Origin of the sequence: Limibacter armeniacum (genome assembly GCF_036880985.1) — a bacterium.
Taxonomy (GTDB): domain Bacteria; phylum Bacteroidota; class Bacteroidia; order Cytophagales; family Flammeovirgaceae; genus Limibacter; species Limibacter armeniacum.
Genome location: NZ_JBAJNO010000009.1, coordinates 1490781 through 1509733, shown reverse-complemented (window position 1 = coordinate 1509733; position 18953 = coordinate 1490781). Strand labels below are relative to the sequence as shown.

The window sequence follows — 18953 nt, the reverse complement described above, 5'->3', positions numbered from 1 at the left end:
CAATTTTTAAACTAACTGATCCTTTATATGCCAAGAACCAAAAGAGATGAAATCCATATCATCAGCAGAAACAGTAATTGGTCTGCTACAGGAGTAGAAAAAGCTTTGAAAGAAGAAGTTTATAATGGAGCCAATTCGTGGAAAAAGTTTTTGAAACTGCTCTTGGTAAGCCTTGGAGTGGGGTTTACAGTAGCGGGTACCGTATTTTTCTTTGCTTATAACTGGACGGAGCTGCCTAAGTTTGCCAAGTTGGGAATGGTAGAGGTAGGCGTCTTGATCACGGTACTTTTATTTTTTGTGGCAAAGTTAAATCAGGAGCTTCGGAACATTGTGTTGACAGGTGCGGCTGTATTGGTAGGAGTGATGTTTGCCGTCTTTGGACAGATTTACCAGACAGGGGCCAATGCCTATGATTTCTTTTTGGGCTGGACTGCTTTTATAGCGCTGTGGGTGTTGGTCGCGAACTTTCCGCCATTGTGGTTACTTTTCCTGACTTTATGTAATACCACTTTTATTCTCTATTCAGAGCAGGTTGCTTTTGGTTGGCATCCATTGCTTGTAATGGACGCCTTAGTCGTTTTCAATAGTGTTTCTTTTATAGCCTTTACTTGGCTCTCTGCCAAGGGAAAAGTAAAAGCACCACGCTGGTTTACTTACATTATTGCTATGGTTGCTGTCAGTATAGCTACTGTATGTATTGTGGGCGGAATGTTTAATAAGGTAGAGTGGCAGTTTATGGTATCCTTGCTACTCACAGTCGCAATATATATTGGAGGTGCAGTATATGCCTTTAGGCAGCGAAACATTTTTCTGTTGGGGTTGCTGGCGCTCAGCCTTATTGTTATCATATCTGCGTTGATCATCAAGGCAGATGGAGAGGTAGGAGGCTTTTTGACTGTGACTGTTTTTGTGACGATCAGTGTGCCGATTGTAATTATGAAACTGATTGAATTTCAAAAAACTGCAAAATAATGGAAGGAGAAAATATAAATGCACTGATCAATCAGGTAAAACATTCGGAAGGAGATAGCTTTGTCTGTGATGAACAGGCCATTGTTGAGGAGTACGAGGCTATTTCTGAAAACAGCAGCCTTGTGATCAAAGTGTTTACAGTTTTGGGCGTACTGATAGGAGTAGTTGCTTTTATGGTGTTCCTATTTGTTGCAGGGATTTATGAGTCTTCGTTTGGGCTGTTGACCTTTGGGGGCATATCCTTGGTAATTGGAATATCCTTGAATAAGGTGAAAGCAGGGGATTTTAAGCTTGACTCTATTAGTGTGACAGCTTACTTGGTTGGGATACTCTTGTCCGTGATTGGATTGGGAATCATGAATGTAGACGAAAACCTGATTGTCTTATTGGTGGTTTTCGTCGCACTGATTTCTTTGTTTATTACCCAGAGGTTTACCATTTCTTTTATATCCATATTGCTGTTGAATGGAGGGATTGTAATCCTGATGTTTGAAAATGAAGCATTCAACTTGTTGAGTGTATATGTCGCCTTTAACTGCCTGTTTTTTACTTTCTGGTTGTTGAATGAAGCCAAGTTGATTACTTATACATCCATGATCGCAAGACTTTACACACCTGTTAGGGCAGGAATGTTGGGGTCTTTTATTGGCTTACTCACCTTAATGAGCTTCTCTGACGCATTGGATTTGCCCATAAATAATATCTGGATGGCATCAGCTGCAAATGTACCGGTAGTGCTTTTTATCCTGCCAAGGATTCTACGGTTATTGAATGTGCAAAGAAAGGCTAGCTACATCATGGTATTTGTATTGGTGATATTGGTATTGTTACCTACAACACTCTTTTCACCATCTATTTCGGGTGCCCTTGTTGTATTGTTTTTATGCTTCTTGGTTAATTACCGTGCGGGGATTGGTCTGGGAATCCTGTCATTGGTAGGTTTTATAGGACAGTTCTATTATGACTTATATGCCACTTTGTTGACAAAGTCTATTATCCTGTTCTGTGTTGGTGTACTATTTCTTTTGACTTATTTATTCACCTACAAAAAATTGAAGTAACATGAGAAAATATAAAGAGGCGGTTATACTGCTGAACCTTGTGGTATTGATACTGTTCTTCAATTATTCTATTGTAGAAAAAGAGAACATTCTGGAGGATGGAGAACTGATATTACTGGAGTTGGCACCCGTAGACCCACGTTCCCTCATGCAGGGAGATTATATGCGCCTGAATTATAAGATGTCCAATGATTTGGGAGAGGATGAGCTGCTAAAAAGAGGCTATTGTGTTGTTAAGCTAGATCAAAATGGTGTGGCTGAAAGAGTCAGGTTACAGGAGTCTGTTGAACCTGTTGGGGAGGGGGAGTACCTGATTAAGTATACAGAGGGAGAATGGCGTAACCGTATCAACATAGGAGCATCCTCTTTCTTTTTTCAGGAAGGTGAGGCTTCAAAATACGATCAGGCAAAATACGGAGGATTGAGGGTCGACAAGAAAGGGAATAGTGTCTTGACAGGGTTGTATGATAAACAGTTGAAAAAGATAGAATAGGACTAATTTCCTGATATTTATAACAAGTAACAGCCCGTAATTATCATCATGGATGAATGTTACGGGCTGTTGCCTTTTTCTTAAAAAAACGTTCATGATTGATGTAGGTTTTTCTAGTATAGGAAAAGGTAAATTCAGTATGTGATTGGATTAAAAGACTGAGGTATAGTTATATAATCACACATGCTACTATGAAACTACTGCTCTTGCTGGTGACTTTCTTGTCCCTTCTCACCAGTTCTACCAAAGCCCAAAATGGAACATTGAACGGTACAGTCACCGATGGTGAAACTGGCGAACCTGTGATTGGTGCCAGCGTTGTACTGGAAGGCACTACACATGGTGCCTCTACTGATATTGATGGTAATTACCAATTTGCAGCACCTGCAGGAGAGTACACCCTGATATGTACTTTTATTGGCTATGAAAAGACAAGTAAGCCAGCCTCTGTGGTAAGTGGTGAGTCAACCAAGTATGATATAGTCTTAAAGGTCTCAGCAGAGGAATTGGAAGAGGTTCAAATTGTAGGGAAAATAGACAAGACCAGCACTGAAGCCTTGATGGTAGAGCGCAAGAAAGCGGATGTCATGATTCAGAGTATTGGGGCGAGCGAGATGTCTGTCAAAGGTGTGTCGGATGTGGAAACAGCCTTGACCAAGGTATCAGGAGTGTCAAAAGTAGGCAGTAAAGGAATATTTGTACGAGGGTTGGGTGACAGGTACAACCTTGCCATTATGAATGGAATGCCCGTTCCATCTACTGACCCAAATATGAAGGTGATTCCTTTGACCATTTTCCCTTCAGATATTGTGCAGAACCTTGAGATTTCCAAAACCTATACACCCAATTTTTATGGGGATTATGCAGGAGCTCTGACGGATATCAACATAAAGGAATATCCTGATGAGCCTTTTCTGAATGTATCTATAAAAGGAGGGTTTAACACACAGGCAAGCTTCAAGGATTTCAGAACCTATAAAAACGGTGACCTAGAGTACTTAGGTTTTACAGGAGACGGGAGGCAGATTCCTGATGATATGTTGAATCGGCACTTTGTTCCTCCATCAGATGTAGCACCTGATTTCTTTTCTAATTCATGGACACCGGAGACTATTACCGCACCTCCTTCCCTTGGAGTTGGCGTGATGGGGGGTAACTATTATGATATAGGAGCAGAGGGAGGTCTAGGGTTTATAGCCCTATTGGATTTTGAGAACAGCTACGAACGTAGAGACGGGTTTTATGGAGCGCCTCACAATGCTCAAGGTGGACAACGTATTGCTTACGATGGGGTTGAGTGGGAGTATGATGCCAATACGGCGGCAATGCTGAATGTCTTTTATAGGTTTAACCTTCGCCATTCCATCAGCTTTAATAACCTGTATGTCAATGAGGCTTCCAATGAAGTGGGAGAATATCAAGGTAGGGACAATGAGAACCGTACTGTATTTTCTCGACGAAATACCTATGTCCAAAATCAGCTTTATGTAGGTCAACTGTTGGGGAGACACCTGTTCGGGGAATATGACCGTTTTGGTGTGGATTGGGGAGTTTCTTATGCCAATGCCCAAGGCGATGAACCAGACAGGAAGCAGAATATCTTTAACCTTGCAGGGAATACTTCAACGCTGTCAAGGATACCGGGAGAGAATAACCGCTTTTACAGCGACCTGAATGAAGATGAAATAGCAACAAAGCTAGGAGTGAAATATGGTTTGGGAGCCTTTGATGCTACAGCAGACCGCTATCGCTGGACGATTGAAGCGGGTTATCAAGGTAAATTCAAGGATCGGGAGTTTGATTGGTACCAAATGAACCTCAACAAGCTGACTGGTTCAGGCAGTGCGGATCTGATAGATATTGATAACCCAACCCCCACCATTAATGATTTTCTGGCTTCAGGAGATTGGCAATACCAACCATATTCAGGGCAGGATACGGAGTTTACAGCCAAACTAGATATTAACAGCGGGTACGGCATGGCAACTATAGATGTCATTCCATCGAAATTGACTATAGGGGCAGGAGCTAGAGTAGAAGTGAGTGAGCAGAAGGTCACATTCAAAGGTCGGACAGACAGGTTGGAAGACCCATTTCGGGAAGTGGTTTATGATGAAACCGAGCTGTTGCCTGCAGTCAACGCCAAATACACTTTGAAAAATGAGGCTAATATTCGCTTTGCAGCAAGCAGAACCATTACCCGTCCAGGTCTGAGAGAGATTACACCGTTTCTTTATCAGGAAATTCCTGGTGGTGCATTCGTGACGGGTAATCCAGATTTGATCAATGGTTCCAACTATAATGTAGATTTGAAGTATGAGGTTTTTCCGAACCGAGATGAATTGCTTTCTATAGCTGTTTTTGGAAAAAGACTGGATGATCCAATAGAGAAAATAGCCATCTCCGCAACAGAGACACGCTACTCTTTTGCCAATATTAGGCAGGCATCTGTTGCAGGAGTGGAAGTGGAGCTGAATAAAAGGTTGAACAACTTATTCAGTAAAAAATCTGAACTGCTGAGTCATTTTATTTTGGGCTTTAATGCTACAGCACTTTATACCCGTACTGACTTGCGGGATACCGACACTCAAAACACAGAAAAAGAAAGAAAGCTGCAAGGCGCTTCCCCATACTTGATTAATGCTGACTTAGGGTACGAGAGCGATTATTTGGGAGGAGACCTCAATACCATTTTTACCATAGCATATAATGTATTTGGTGACCGCATCTTTGCAACAGGGCAGCGGGGAACAAGTGATATTGTGGAGAGGTCATATGGAACATTAGACCTGATTTGGCAAAATACCATCAGGGAACGTTTCGGAGTGAAAATTTCCGTTAAGAACCTCACAAATCCGACAATTAGAAGAGAGCAGGAATTTGGTGAGTACATCCGCTATGATGCAGATGGCAACGTGATTGGTGTGGATGATCGTATTCCGTTCACTTTCGGTACTGACCCAGCTGATTGGCCCGACCAGCAAGCCATAGGTGTAGTTGCTACTGACAAGGTAGGAGAGTTTACACGTACTGTGGAGTCCTTCAAAAGAGGTATTAATATCTCAATAGCCCTTTCATATAGTTTTAAATAAGACCATAACAATTCAACCAAATCTAAAACAGTTTTAATCCATGGAAATGCTAAGAAAATTCTTTCCGATAGCACTTTTAGTCACAGCTATTTCCTTTACAAGTTGTGACGATGACGATGGCGGAGATAATAATGGAGGTGGAGGAGGTAACGGTACGCTTGCAGAGCAGGCTGAAGCAAGCGGTAACATTGTGACAAGTGATTCTTCTTCTACAGGAGCTACTTCCTTAGAAGACCTGTTCAATGAAGACTTTTCCGAAGGAAATAGTTGGGCAGTAGGTACTTCTTATCAGGGATTGTTTGCTGAAGGTGAACTTACAGCTGAAGAAATTGAGGAAGCCAAAGATGGAGGCAACGTCAAGAGTGGAGCCATTACGGCAGATGAGACTTGGTCAGGGGTTGTGATTTTGGATGGAGCTGTCTTTGTAGACGAAAACGTTACATTGACGATTGAAGCAGGTACCAAAGTCGTCGCAATTTCTGATGGAACAATCGACTATTTATTGGTGAGACAAGGTGGAGTAATCAATGCAATTGGAACAGCTGAAGAGGTAATTGTTTTTACTGCGGTTGATGATGAAAATAATGACGGAACTTATGAAGCTCCGACTAGGGGTGATTTCGGTGGACTCTTGCTCAACGGTAGGGCTAGTATCAATAATGGTGATTCAAATGGTGAAGCAGCTGCAGAGGTGGATGTAGATGAGGCTTACGGTGGCAGTGATGACGCTGATAACTCGGGAACACTACAATATATCCGTATCGAGTACTCAGGAAACCAAATTGACCCTGAGACAGAACATAACGGATTAACCTTGAACGGAGTGGGGAATGGAACAAAAATAGACCATATCCAGATATTTCAGGGAAGAGACGATGGTATAGAGTTTTTTGGTGGCACAGTTGAGATGAGTGACATTGTGGTCATTGGTTCTGGTGATGATCAGGTAGACTGGACATTTGGGTGGAGAGGTACCATTACAAACTTGTTGGCAATTGTGGCAGAAGATGGAGGGCATAGAGGAATCGAAGGAGACAACCAAAACGAAAATAATGCAGCAACTCCTTTCTCTGAACCATCAATTACCAATGTGACACTTATAGACTTGAACGAAGGTGCTGACAATGATGAAAATGAGGCGGTCCTCTTGAGAGTAGGAACCAAAGGTGTTATCGAAAACTTACGTACCGAGGGTTTCAAAACAGGTATCAGAATAGTCAATGACCAAACACTTCTGAATGTAATTGATGATGACCTGAATGTGGAGAGCAGTATCAATGACGATGCAGATAATATGACAATTTTTGAAGGGGATAGTTAATATCTCAATGTTAATTTAATATGAATGGTTTTTAAAGGTCTTTCTACTTGAAAGACCTTTTTTTAGCTAAAAACACTTAATGTAGCTACACTTTCTTTTCTCAATGTTAATTTAATGTTACATAAATGTTTATATTGTAACGTAAATGTTAATTAAATCTGAAGAGAGAGGAGGAAGTCATGAAAAAACTTGTGCTACTGTTTGTATCCATTTGGGTAATGTTGAGCTGTCAAGCAGCTCAAGCACAGTCGTTTGTAAAAAACGAGACTTCCTCCATGCTCGAGTATTTTGTTTTAAATAACCCTGATGAAGCATGGAATACAGATGAACTGTATGTGTTTCTAGCTACGGAATCAGGTATGTCTGGAGAAACCTTGACAGACATCAAGAAAGACTTGAATAGCTTTATTGGTTATTTGAAATCAAAGAATGAGAAGTATAAAAAGGATGAATCCTTCCTTAAGTTGGTATTCAAGGAAGTCCAGAAACGATACTTAAAAAGCTATACACCTGTCAGCACATTTGCCAATACCATGCAATATGGAAAATACGATTGCCTGACAGGGACTATGCTGTATGCAGTCATACTGAAAGCACTAGATTATGACTTTGCTGTATATGAAACGAATTACCATGTTTACTTGAAAACGCAGACAGAAGAAGGCAAGGTAATCCTGTTTGAATCGACAGACCCATACAAAGGGTTTGAGAGCAGTGATTACAGAATCAGTAAGCGTGAGAAAGGATATGCCCTTAGACAGGGAGGTAGTTTTAGTTATACAAAGTCAATCCATCAGGTAGTATCCTTGAAGGAGTTAGCCGGGTTGCAGTATTTTAATTTGGCGGTTGAAAGCTTTAATAATAGAGACTATGATACTGCCTTGCTTGATCTGAAAAAGACAAGTGTATTTTATTACTCCAATAGGTTGACAGAAATTGAATTGTTGATTCTGGCAAGTAACGGGCTACCAATGAATGACTCGGAAGTTGTGAAGTGGTAGTCGGAAAGACCTTAATTAAGATAAAAAGAGAAAACCTCCGAAATAAGAAAACCCCTTTGAAAAGTAATTTTCAAAGGGGTTTTCATTTATAAGTTTCTTGGGTAATACCTAGTCTACATTGTCATGTAAAAACTTGTTGTCACCTAAGATATCTTTCTTGTCATTGACATTCAGTCTGGACTGTTCCGACTCAGAAGAGTGCGGTACATCCTTCAGTTTAATTCCTCTTCGAATGTAGGCAGGAGTCTCCTGTTTTTCTTTCAGTTCCTCATTACTCCATTCATTGACAGAAACAGAACTCAAATAGCTGCTGATCTGGTGACGACCTTTCGGTGTCGTCTGTTCTTCAGCTTTTTTCTGCTCTGAAGCCTGATTGTTTTCAATGATTTCGTAATCCTCATTCAGGTTATAAACCTTTTTAGCTGGTTGCTGGGGAGCCGGAGTTGGATTGTCCTCTTTCTTAGCTTCAACAGGCTTTTGTGGCTGTTCAGGCTGTTTTTCTTCTACTTTCACCTCAGACACTACAGGCTCAGCCTTAGGTTGTGGTTGCTGTACTACTGGACGCTCCTCCTCAGTCGATGGTCTCGTCTGAGTTACTTTACTGCTCGACTCCCCGCCCCGAAAAAAATCATCGTTGCCTGTAGGGTATACGGATGACTGAGGTCCTGTCGGACTTGTCTTACGTTTACCTGTATTTAGGTCGATAACCTCTTTGGTTTTCAGGTTGTCGGCATGCTCGAAGCCTGTCGCAATAATGGTAACATTCAGCCCTTCACCCAATGACTCATCTTGTGCAACACCAAAGATCATCTCGGCATTTTCACCTGCCTGTTGCTGGATGTATGCAGTGATTTGCTCCAACTCTTCCATTTGGAAGTCGTCATAGTCACTTACCACAATACTCAGCAGGATGTACTTGGCATTGTCAATATTGGTATTGTTCAGTAGAGGTGAGGTAATAGCACCTTCAGCCGCTCTGATAGCTCTGTCTTCTCCAGATTCAGTTGCTGATCCCATTACGGCAGCACCTGAGTCTTTCATTACCGTGTTTACGTCCTCAAAGTCCACGTTGATGTAGCCATCAACTGTGATAATCTCAGCGATAGACTTAGCACCTTTGGTCAGGACGTTATCTGCCTGTGCGAAAGCTTCCTTCATAGAAGATCTTCCGTAAACATCTCTCAATTTGTCATTGAGGATAACCAAGACAGTGTCACAATATTTCTTCAGCTCATTGATACCTTCAATCGCACGCTTCTCCTTAGGCTTGCCTTCAAACTTAAATGGCATCGTTACAATACCTACTGTAAGGATGTCCATGCTTTTGGCAATCTCAGCAATAACAGGAGCGGCACCTGTTCCGGTACCTCCACCCATACCAGCTGTGATAAACACCATCTTGGTGTTGTCTCCCAACAGGGCTTTGATTTCGTCCTGGTTTTCGATTGCAGCCTCTTTACCGATCTCCGGCTTGGCACCTGCGCCTAATCCTTGGGTAAGCTTTGTACCCAATTGAATCTTGTTAGGTATCGGGCTTGATTGTAATGCTTGTATGTCCGTGTTACAGATATAAAAGTCCACATCATGTATACCCATTTCATACATGTGCTTTACAGCATTTCCACCGCCACCACCGACGCCAAACACTTTGATGATCTTAGAAGGTCCGCTTGTCGGTATATCAAACTCGTAGTTAGTATCCATATAAACGTTTGTTTTGAATCTCGATCAGATAAAAAAGCATTCCAGTTTATCAGCAAAAGCTGTATAGCCGTTCATAGTATCGACCTCACTGTTAATCAGTTTGGTGTTGTAGTTTGAGCTGAAAAGTTCCTTGCTTTTAATCGGGAAACAATATAATAAATTGAATACCAAAATTAATAGTATTTCAGTTCAAATACGTTGAATGGCTTATAAATCTTGTGGAAGAGGTGCGGAAAATTTGCAGGATATCATCGATCACGCTGATTATCAGTGTGATCGATGATATTAAATTTAATAGAAGCTAACGGCTAGAAATATACGTTTTAATAACAGCTGTTGTAACACTTTGTTTTTTGGAAACAGTTGATACTGACCAATTAAAACATATGTTTTACTCTGTTAATAACTTCCCTGATCGTCAAAATCATCAATCAGCAAGTCCTTCGCTTTGCGGAGCATGCTGGAGAAGAAGTTGTTTCCGGCGTGAGCAGAAGTGTCAGAGATTTTAGCATCCTGTAGGTTGGCGTCTTTCAATTGCCCAGGACGATCGTCTTCTCGTCCGTCCAATGGCTTGAAACCAGCCAATACCAATCCTACAGCTGTGGAGTATTTAGGGCTTTTCACCTCTTCACTCTTACACTTGCCAAGGTATTCGTTTGGATAGCCAATACGTGCATCAAGACCAGTTTTGTATTCAACCAGTTGTTTCAGGTTCTTGAGCAAAGCTCCTCCACCTGTAAGCACGACACCTCCAGCCAATCTGTTTCTATAACCAGAACGTTCGATCTCAGCCATAATCAGCTCCACGATTTCTTCCATGCGGGCTTCAATGATATATGACAGGTTCTTGATCGAAATTTCTTTGGCAGGCCTGTTACGGATGCCCGGAATCGAAACGACTTCTGACTCTGAAGCTTCATCAGGAAGTGATTTACCAAACTTCACTTTCAGCAGTTCAGCCTGATGCTGCATTACAGCACAGCCCTGCTTGATATCTGAAGTAATGATATCACCACCAAATGGAATCACTGCGGAGTGACGCAGAATACCGTCATAGAAGATGGCAATGTCTGTCGTACCGCCTCCAATGTCTACAATGGCTACACCTGCTTCCTTTTCCTCTTCACTCAGTACGGCAAGGCTTGAAGCAATAGGCTCCAAAATAAGCTCATCAATTTCAAGGCTTGTACGTTCCACACAACGCTTGATGTTCTTGATGGCATTTGAGCTAGCTGTGATCAGATTGAACTCAGCTTCCAGCTTGATACCTGCCATACCAACAGGATCTTTAATATCTTCTTCGTTGTCAACCGTGTAATGTTGAGGCACTACGTGGATGATCTCCGTACCTGGATCCGTGACAATTCTGTACATGTCATTGGACAGGCGGTTTACATCTTCAATACTGATCTCATCATCTTTACTTAGTCGGGTAATACTTCCGTGCTGAACAGAAGAGCGGATATGTTTTCCCGCAATACCAACATTGACAACGTTTATTTCAATTTGAGAATTCTTTTCAGCGTCTTTAATAGCTTCTTCGATCGCGATAGTTGTACGGCTGATATTGCTTACGACTCCGTCTTTTACCCCTTCTGATGCAGCACTGCCCAATCCAAGGATTTCCAGTTTTCCGTATGCGTTCAGTCTACCTACCACCGCACATACTTTGGTAGTTCCGATGTCCAGACCTACTATAATTTTATCATCAACCATCTTGTGATCTGTTAATTGGGGTTTCGTTCAATCTCTTACAGTGTAAAAGACCTAAGAGCAAGTAGGTTATTATTCTCGCTTTAGCCCTCTGAGGGTGCTTGCTTACTCTTATGTCTGGCAGCGTACAGTTTTTAGCTTTAAAATGGACTTTCGTCCGTTCATCAGCCTATTGATCGTTAGTATGTAAAAACTTTTCGGGAAAAGGCACTAAAAAGTGTACCGCTTCTGCAAAAGTACAATTTAATTCAATCTATTTCTTATTTACAAACTATTTGGTCTTTATACTGTAATTTAATGGTGTTGTAGTAATTCCAACCCATCTTAGGAATGATTTCATTGTAAAATACACGAAGCTTACCAAGTTTTCTTCGAAACCCTTCAGCAGTCCCCATTTCTATTACTTCTTTACCTACTTGTGTGTAGGCTGTGATTTCCATTTGGCTGTTAAGGTCAAGTTGCGTGAGCTGCGCCTGCCAGAATTTATCTTGTCCCAAAAAGGAGATCATATCAAAAAGATGCTGCCCCTCTTCTGTATCAAAATAACCTTTCTTGAATAATTTGCTGGCTCCTGAACCTGTAACTAGCAATACCCGTGCCGTGTATTTATTAGAAAGATCCAATAACTTCCGTTCCTGATTAATGTAGGCAGATTGTCCGTTACCTGCAATAATTCGGGCTATAGGCCTGTCTTGATATACATCTATAATCATGTTTCCTTGTATATCCTTAGAGACCTCAGCTTTCTTGATGAAATCAACCGCTTCTAGCTTTTGCTCAATTTCTTTTAGGGAAGGGCTTTCCTCGCTTTCCCCGTTTCTTTCTACGCCAATCTTGTTGATAAGGTCACGGATCTCTGTATCATTGATAAAGTTGGATTCGTACTTGTTGTTGATATTGATCACAAATTCACTGATATCAGTTTGTTTGTGGCTGATCAGTGAGTACGCACCCAACAATACGATGAGGCAAAGGACAAGCAGCAAGGCAATGCCAGTATTGATTTTGAATTTGAAGCCTGTTTTCATCGTTTGTTTATTCTGTTCACGCCATTTGTTTTAGGCATTCTGTTCAAATAATGCTTTCAGTTGTGGAACAAATCGGTCGATATTGCCTGCACCGACTGTTGCAATAATACCTGAAGCATCTGCTTTTACTTTATCCAGTAGGTTATCTTCCGTAACCATTTCCTTTTCAGTACTTACCTGCTCAAAGATCATGGAGGCGGATACTCCTTCAATTGGGAGTTCCCTTGCAGGGTAAATTTCCATCAGTAATACCTTGTCAGCCAAGGAGAGGCTTTTGGCAAAACCATCTGCAAAATCCCTGGTTCGTGAATACAGGTGTGGCTGGAAAATTACTGTAAGCTTTTCCTCAGGGTATAGTGCCTTGGCAGATTGGATAAATGCTTCCAACTCTGTAGGGTGGTGTGCATAGTCATCAATATAAACTTTGCCTTCTTGCTGAACGATATATTCAAATCGCCTTTTCACGCCTTTATAAGAAGCTATACCATCTCTGATCTGTTCATCAGTAAGTCCAAGTTGCCAACAGACTGAAGCCGCAGCTACGGCATTTTCTACATTATGGAAACCTGGAACCATGATTGGAATATCTTTGATCTGACGGTCTGGTAGCTGTAAGTTAAAGACAAAACAATGGTCACTGATGCGGATATTTTTAGCTTGTATTGCTCCATTGTCAATACCATACGGGTATGCTTGCTTTATTTCCTCTATTGCAGCCAGCATTACCTTATGTTGGAAAAACAACTGCCCTTCTTCAGGATCTAGTTTTCTGATATAAGCATTGAAGGAATCTTTTACAGCATCTTCATTCCCATATATATCTAGATGGTCTGCTTCTGCATTTGTGACAATCGAGATGTTTGGATGTAAGCGAAGGAACGAACGGTCAAACTCATCAGCTTCCACAACAACCAGTTGTGGTTCCTCAGGATTTGGTGCCAGAACCAGGTTTGAGTTATAGTTGGTGGCAATACCTCCCAAGAACCCTGTGCAATTTTTCCCTGCATGTGTCAACATGTGTGCAAGCAGCGATGAAGTCGTTGTCTTGCCATGTGTTCCAGCAACCCCAATACAGAAGTGAGCCTTGGTGATAATGCCCAATACTTCTGACCTTTTCAGTAAGTTGTACCCTTTGTCTTGTAGGAAGTTAAGCTCCTGATGGTGTTTCGGGATTGCAGGTGTGTAAACGCAAAGCACTTCCTCTTGTGGAGTCTGAAGAAATGCCTCAGGAATCTTGTTCACATCGTCTTCGAAATGAATAGCAATACCTTCCTTTTCCAACGCCTTGGTTAAAGGAGTAGGTGTACGGTCATAACCTGCAACTGTCTTTCCGTTTGTGTTGAACCATCGGGCTATGGCACTCATGCCAATACCACCTATTCCAACAAAGTATACATACCTGATATGCTCAATGCTTATGCTTATCATCTTATTCTTGGCGCCTTTTTTTCCTGATAATCTTTTAAAACTTCAATACTTCTTTGGCAATGTCAATGGCTGCTGTAGGTTTTCCAAGTTTTAGGATAGCTCCATTCAGCTCCGATTGCTTTGTGGTGTCTCCAAGCAAATTGATAAGTATCTCTTTCAATTGTTCTCTGGCGTCCACATCTTTCACCATGATTGCGGCATTTTCTTTAGCCAAAGCCAATGCATTTTTGGTTTGGTGGTCTTCTGCCACATTTGGAGAAGGAACCAGAATAGACGGTTTACCTGCTAGACAAAGCTCTGAAATAGAAAGTGCGCCAGCTCTTGAAACCACTACATCTGCACAGGCATAAGCGTAATCCATTCGGCGAATAAACGGCATGATCTTCAGACCAGCGTTATCTACATCCTTGAATGCAGTCTCAAAGCGCTCAAAATAGAACTTACCCGTTTGCCAGATAAGCTGATAACCCTTGTCAAGTAATTCCTCTACACTGTTGGCAATACTTTCATTGATGGTCAAGGCTCCTAAGCTGCCACCTATTACCAGTACTGTTTTCTTTTCTGTAGATAATCCAAAGTGTTGCATGGCTTCCTCACGAAGGTGCTCCAATTTGATGATATCCTTGCGTACTGGGTTGCCCGTAAAGATGATTTTATCCTTAGGGAAGTATTTTTCCATATCAGGGTAAGCGACACAAACTTTCTTTGCTTTGTCAGCCAACAGCTTGTTGGTCAGGCCTGCATAGCCATTCTGTTCCTGTATAACAGTCGGGATACCTTTGCCATTAGCGGCTTTCATGATAGGACCGCTTGCATATCCGCCAACTCCTACGACCACATCCGGTTTGAACTCCTTTACGATCTTGTTGGCTTTCATCATACTTGAAAGCAACTTGAATGGGAACATCAGGTTTTGAAGCGTGAGTTTCCTTTGGATACCGCTGATCCAAAGTCCTTCAATTGGATAACCGGCTTCGGGCACTTTTTCCATTTCCATCTTGCCTTCAGCACCTACAAATAGGATGTCTGTGTCAGGAGCAATTTCCTTGATAGCATCTGCGATGGCAATGGCTGGGTAAACGTGTCCGCCGGTACCTCCGCCACTGATAATTACTTTTTTGCTCATTTATCTTTCTGAATTAGAAACAAGGGCTTTGAATAGCTCTGTTTCTGATTACTATATTCTTAAATTTTATCCCAAAGGGACATTCATGGGCCTGTTCTGATTGTCCTTTGACCTTACCGCTACAGGTTTGCGGTAAGCATTTTCATTTTGAGGGCCTCGACTCACACTGAGGATAATTCCAATGCCCATCCCTGTAAATAGTAAAGAGGTACCACCCATACTTAGTAGCGGTAACGGAAGACCTGTCAGTGGCATTAACCCTACCACAACGGCCATATGGACAAATGCCTGCAATATCAAGCTAAAAACAAGACCAGCAGCCAGTAGACCTCCAAAAGCTTCCCTGCTTCGGGCTGCTACCATCATGCCTCTGTATAGCATGATAAGATACAGGATAATGATGCCAAAACCACCAATAAATCCATACTCTTCTACAATAATGGCAAAGATAAAGTCTGAATAGGAGTGAGGTAGGAAGTTCCTTTGTGTACTCTGGCCAATGCCTTTACCCGTAACGCCTCCAGTGGCAATCGCAATAAATGATTGTTGTGCCTGATAAGGGACTTCTGAGTTGCCAATAAATGAACTGAGTCGGCTGGTGGCGGTGTCTCCACGTTGACCAAAATGATAGGCAAAAAGACCTGCCAAGATTCCGATTCCAACAAGCATACCTAAGTACTTAACAGGAACACGTCCAATGAAAAGCAACAGCATGATGGTCAGGAAAAGTAAGGAGGCTGTAGAAACGTCACTCAACCCGATAAGTCCACAGATGACCCCTGTCCAGATCAGCAAGGGAATAATAGAGTTCTTGAACTCCTGAATATTTCGCTGACGTTTCCAAAGCATACTGGCCATATTGGTGATCAGGGCTAGCTTGGCTAAGTCAGAAGGCTGAAAAGTGTAATGTAAAAATGGTATTTCAATCCATCGGGAAGCAGAGTTTACCTCAGATCCGAAGAACCATGTAAAAGCCAGCATTGGAATGGAAATGAGCAATGCATACCTTGAAAGCCTTGAGTAGTAAATATAGTCTACCTTATGGCAAATATACATGGCAATCAAGGCTATGCCTACCAATGTGGCATGCCTGATCAGGTAATGCTCTGTATTTCCTCCTACGTTTTTGTATGCCAATGAACCGGCAGCACTGTACACCACCAGAATACTAAGCATTGATAGTATGGTTACAACCAACCAGATTAGTCGGTCTCCCTCCAGTTTTTTGAGTAGTTCGTTCATCAGCAAAAAATGTCTTTATCTTTAGCGTCCCGACTTTGCAGCAGCTAGTGGGGTTAAATCAATTCAGTAGTTTTGGTCAGTCCCAATCCCGTTTAGGGTATATTTTTATGGGTCAAAAAACAAAAATCAAGGTCTCAAAGCAAGTACTGCCGCTCTAAACTGATCTCCTCGATCCATATAATTCTTGAATAAGTCAAAGCTTGCGCAAGCTGGAGAAAGGAGTACAACGTCGCCTTTACTAGCTTTGCTTAAAGCAATACTGGCAGCTTCCTGTACGTCTTCCGTTTCTTGAATGTCCTTGACTATTTTATTAAAAGCCGATTTTATCTTTTCATTGTCTTTGCCAAGACAAACAATGGCTTTCACGTTTTTCTGCACTAGGGATTCAATCTGGTCGTATTCATTTCCCTTGTCTACACCACCTGCAATCCAAACAATCGGTTGATCAAAACTATCAAGCGCATAACGGACTGCATCTACGTTTGTAGCTTTGGAGTCATTGACAAATAGCACTTCATCAATGGTGGTGATTTCCTCCATTCGGTGTTCTGTATTCTTGAAGGTAGTAAGCGCTTGTTGTATGCCTTCTGCTGAAATGCCAGCTTTCAGTGCTGCCATAATAGCTGCACTCATATTCATTCCATTATGTGGACCTTTCAGTGGCAGGTTGTCAAAGGTATATGTAATGCTCTCAAAGGTGACGTTCAGTTTATCTCCATCGTAGTTACTTGCAGAGAAGAAGGCAACTGATGGTCTGATTTCATGTTCTGAAAGCTCTTCTATACTTACTTCATCTTCCCTGTTAAGAATAAACAACCCATTCTCTTCCATATTTTCCGCAATCCTGAATTTGGATTTAGCGTAAAGTTCCATGCTGTTGTCATATCGGTCCAAATGGTCTGGCGTGATATTGAGGACCATGGCAATGCTTGGAGAGAAATGTTCATGAATATCATCCAGCTGAAAGCTGCTGACCTCAAGTACGTACCAGTCAAAAGCTTTTTCCAATACTGATAGCGCAAAACTGTCCCCAATATTGCCGGCAAGTCCAATGTTGAAACCATTTTCTTTCAGCAAGTGGTAAGTCAGGAGAGATGTGGTTGTTTTACCATTCGTTCCTGTAATCGCAATTAGGTTGGCGTTGGTGTAGCGTGATGCAAACTCAATTTCAGAACTGACAGGGATGCCTTTTTCCCTGATAGCTTTTATCATCGGAACCCAATCAGGGATACCCGGACTTTTAACCACTTCATCAGCAGAAAGAATTTCTGCTTCTGTGTGTTGGCCTTCTTCAAATGGGATGTCATGAGCGTTAAGTACCTCCTTGTATTTGGGCGCTATCATTCCCTTGTCAGAAAGGAATACCTGATAACCTTTAGCCTTAGCCAGCAATGCAGCTCCTGTGCCGCTTTCACCTGCTCCCAGAATTGCGATTTTTTTCATTCTTGTATCTATGAATAGACAGAGACGCCAATTTGACGTCTCTATATTGATGATTATCTGATTTTCAAGGTTGCAATAGTCAGGATGGCCAAAATCAGCCCCACGATCCAGAATCGGGCAACGATTTTAGGCTCAGGAATATTGCTTTTCTGATAATGGTGATGCAGTGGTGCCATACGGAAAATACGACGGCCTTCTCCATATTTCTTTTTAGTGTACTTGAAGTAACTCACCTGCATAATAACAGAAACGTTTTCTATCAGGAAAATACCGCAAAGAATTGGTAGCATCAGTTCTTTTCTCAGAATAATGGCCAATACTGCAATTACACCTCCCAATGATAAGCTACCGGTATCACCCATAAATACTTGGGCAGGGTAGGAGTTGTACCAAAGGAAACCTATACAGGCTCCGACCAGTGCTGTACAGAAAATGGCTGCTTCACCCGAATTGGGGATATACATAATGTTGAGGTAGTCCGCAAAGACCAAGTTACCTGATACATAAGCAAAGATTGCCAAGGCAAAGCTGATAATGCCTGATGTACCCGCAGCCAAGCCATCCAAGCCATCTGTGATGTTGGCGCCATTAGAGATAGCTGTAATGATAAAAATAACCAACCCAACATATAGCATATTGGTGAGTAAGTTCCAGCCTTGTGGTGCAATGCTGTTATAGTCTAGCTCGTAGTTCTTGAAGAATGGGAAAGTAGTGGTCAGTGATTTGACATCCTGAAAGTCAATCCCTTCTTTCAGAGCTGTAAGTGGAAGGCTTTTGTCAACGTGGGCAAAAAATTCCCTTACCACAATATCTTCATGGTATAGCATCGTCAGACCGACAATCAGTCCTAAGCCAACTTGTCCTACAATCTTAAGCCTTCCTGGAAGACCATCTTTGTTTTTCTTGATTCTTTTAAGGTAATCATCCACAAAACCGATAGCTCCTGTCCAAAGAATGGAGATCACCAGCAACAGGATGTAGATATTGTCAAGCTTGGCAAAGAGAAGAACAGGCAATACAATTGACCCGATAATAATCAGGCCACCCATTGTCGGGGTTCCTTGCTTTTGCATTTGTCCCTCCAGCCCTAGGTCACGCACGATTTCTCCCATTTGCATTTTCTGTAACATTTGGATAATCTTTTTACCAAAGATGGTCGCAAACAATACAGAGAATACCGCTGTGAGCATTGCTCTGAAGGTAATGTATTGGAAAAGCCCTGTTCCGGGCAGATCAAAGTGGGTATGTAAATAGTCAAACAGATGGTACAACATGATAATACAAGTTCTTCGTTTAGTTTGTCAGTTTAAAGATAATGGCATTCTGTTA

The 18953-nt window shown here is 41.8% G+C and carries 14 protein-coding genes; 6 read left to right on the top strand and 8 right to left on the bottom strand.

Annotated elements, in window-relative coordinates; genetic code table 11:
• The first annotated feature begins 27 nt into the window (after positions 1–27).
• The 6 genes from V6R21_RS24025 to V6R21_RS24000 all read left to right on the top strand — a co-directional run bounded on the left by V6R21_RS24025 (position 28) and on the right by V6R21_RS24000 (position 7940).
• On the top strand, positions 28–972 hold the full coding sequence (locus V6R21_RS24025; protein ID WP_334246070.1) for a DUF2157 domain-containing protein: 945 nt from the start codon (positions 28–30) through the stop codon (positions 970–972).
• A complete protein-coding gene (locus V6R21_RS24020) occupies positions 972–2033 on the top strand; it encodes a DUF4401 domain-containing protein (RefSeq protein ID WP_334246069.1) in 1062 nt (353 codons plus the stop codon). The genes V6R21_RS24025 and V6R21_RS24020 overlap by 1 nt, the downstream gene beginning before the upstream one ends.
• Before the next feature lies 1 nt (position 2034).
• The gene (locus V6R21_RS24015) at positions 2035–2526 is read left to right on the top strand and encodes a GDYXXLXY domain-containing protein (protein ID WP_334246068.1); all 492 of its coding nucleotides are present in this window, start codon (positions 2035–2037) and stop codon (positions 2524–2526) included.
• Between the two features lie 191 nt (positions 2527–2717).
• Positions 2718–5618, top strand: a complete 2901-nt coding sequence (locus V6R21_RS24010; protein WP_334246067.1) for a TonB-dependent receptor — start codon at positions 2718–2720, stop codon at positions 5616–5618.
• A gap of 40 nt (positions 5619–5658) precedes the next feature.
• Positions 5659–6939, top strand: a complete 1281-nt coding sequence (locus V6R21_RS24005; RefSeq protein WP_334246066.1) for a hypothetical protein — start codon at positions 5659–5661, stop codon at positions 6937–6939.
• 179 nt (positions 6940–7118) lie between these two features.
• Positions 7119–7940: a hypothetical protein gene (locus tag V6R21_RS24000; protein ID WP_334246065.1), complete on the top strand. Its 822-nt coding sequence runs from the start codon at positions 7119–7121 to the stop codon at positions 7938–7940.
• Positions 7941–8048: 108 nt separating this feature from the next.
• Here V6R21_RS24000 and ftsZ read toward each other — a convergent pair whose 3' ends face one another.
• From ftsZ to mraY, 8 genes are all read right to left on the bottom strand, one after another.
• On the bottom strand, positions 8049–9644 hold the full coding sequence (gene ftsZ, locus V6R21_RS23995; protein WP_334246064.1) for a cell division protein FtsZ: 1596 nt from the start codon (positions 9642–9644) through the stop codon (positions 8049–8051).
• A gap of 399 nt (positions 9645–10043) precedes the next feature.
• A complete protein-coding gene (gene ftsA / locus V6R21_RS23990; RefSeq protein ID WP_334246063.1) occupies positions 10044–11360 on the bottom strand; it encodes a cell division protein FtsA in 1317 nt (438 codons plus the stop codon).
• A gap of 257 nt (positions 11361–11617) precedes the next feature.
• Positions 11618–12385, bottom strand: coding sequence for a cell division protein FtsQ/DivIB (locus V6R21_RS23985; RefSeq protein WP_334246062.1), 768 nt, complete (start codon positions 12383–12385; stop codon positions 11618–11620).
• A gap of 30 nt (positions 12386–12415) precedes the next feature.
• Positions 12416–13813 carry a UDP-N-acetylmuramate--L-alanine ligase gene (gene murC, locus V6R21_RS23980; RefSeq protein ID WP_334246061.1) on the bottom strand — a complete coding sequence of 466 codons (1398 nt, stop codon included), beginning with the start codon at positions 13811–13813 and terminating at the stop codon, positions 12416–12418.
• Positions 13814–13847: 34 nt separating this feature from the next.
• Entirely contained in the window at positions 13848–14939 is a 1092-nt protein-coding gene (murG, locus tag V6R21_RS23975; RefSeq protein ID WP_334246060.1) for an undecaprenyldiphospho-muramoylpentapeptide beta-N-acetylglucosaminyltransferase, read from the bottom strand.
• 66 nt (positions 14940–15005) lie between these two features.
• Entirely contained in the window at positions 15006–16181 is a 1176-nt protein-coding gene (locus V6R21_RS23970; protein WP_334246059.1) for an FtsW/RodA/SpoVE family cell cycle protein, read from the bottom strand.
• 126 nt (positions 16182–16307) lie between these two features.
• A complete protein-coding gene (gene murD, locus V6R21_RS23965) occupies positions 16308–17624 on the bottom strand; it encodes a UDP-N-acetylmuramoyl-L-alanine--D-glutamate ligase (protein ID WP_334246058.1) in 1317 nt (438 codons plus the stop codon).
• A 53-nt stretch (positions 17625–17677) separates the two neighbouring features.
• A complete protein-coding gene (gene mraY / locus V6R21_RS23960; protein WP_334246057.1) occupies positions 17678–18898 on the bottom strand; it encodes a phospho-N-acetylmuramoyl-pentapeptide-transferase in 1221 nt (406 codons plus the stop codon).
• Between the last annotated feature and the right edge of the window lie 55 nt (positions 18899–18953).

Excerpts from the sequence above, each read along its gene's own strand:
- V6R21_RS23985 (WP_334246062.1), bottom strand. The coding sequence starts at position 12,385 with ATGAAAACAGGCTTCAAATTCAAAATCAATACTGGCATTGCCTTGCTG.
- V6R21_RS24005 (WP_334246066.1), top strand. The coding sequence starts at position 5,659 with ATGGAAATGCTAAGAAAATTCTTTCCGATAGCACTTTTAGTCACAGCT.
- V6R21_RS23970 (WP_334246059.1), bottom strand. The coding sequence starts at position 16,181 with ATGAACGAACTACTCAAAAAACTGGAGGGAGACCGACTAATCTGGTTG.
- murC (WP_334246061.1), bottom strand. The coding sequence starts at position 13,813 with ATGATAAGCATAAGCATTGAGCATATCAGGTATGTATACTTTGTTGGA.
- V6R21_RS24020 (WP_334246069.1), top strand. The coding sequence starts at position 972 with ATGGAAGGAGAAAATATAAATGCACTGATCAATCAGGTAAAACATTCG.
- murG (WP_334246060.1), bottom strand. The coding sequence starts at position 14,939 with ATGAGCAAAAAAGTAATTATCAGTGGCGGAGGTACCGGCGGACACGTT.
- murD (WP_334246058.1), bottom strand. The coding sequence starts at position 17,624 with ATGAAAAAAATCGCAATTCTGGGAGCAGGTGAAAGCGGCACAGGAGCT.
- V6R21_RS24000 (WP_334246065.1), top strand. The coding sequence starts at position 7,119 with ATGAAAAAACTTGTGCTACTGTTTGTATCCATTTGGGTAATGTTGAGC.
- ftsA (WP_334246063.1), bottom strand. The coding sequence starts at position 11,360 with ATGGTTGATGATAAAATTATAGTAGGTCTGGACATCGGAACTACCAAA.
- mraY (WP_334246057.1), bottom strand. The coding sequence starts at position 18,898 with ATGTTGTACCATCTGTTTGACTATTTACATACCCACTTTGATCTGCCC.
- V6R21_RS24015 (WP_334246068.1), top strand. The coding sequence starts at position 2,035 with ATGAGAAAATATAAAGAGGCGGTTATACTGCTGAACCTTGTGGTATTG.
- ftsZ (WP_334246064.1), bottom strand. The coding sequence starts at position 9,644 with ATGGATACTAACTACGAGTTTGATATACCGACAAGCGGACCTTCTAAG.
- V6R21_RS24010 (WP_334246067.1), top strand. The coding sequence starts at position 2,718 with ATGAAACTACTGCTCTTGCTGGTGACTTTCTTGTCCCTTCTCACCAGT.
- V6R21_RS24025 (WP_334246070.1), top strand. The coding sequence starts at position 28 with ATGCCAAGAACCAAAAGAGATGAAATCCATATCATCAGCAGAAACAGT.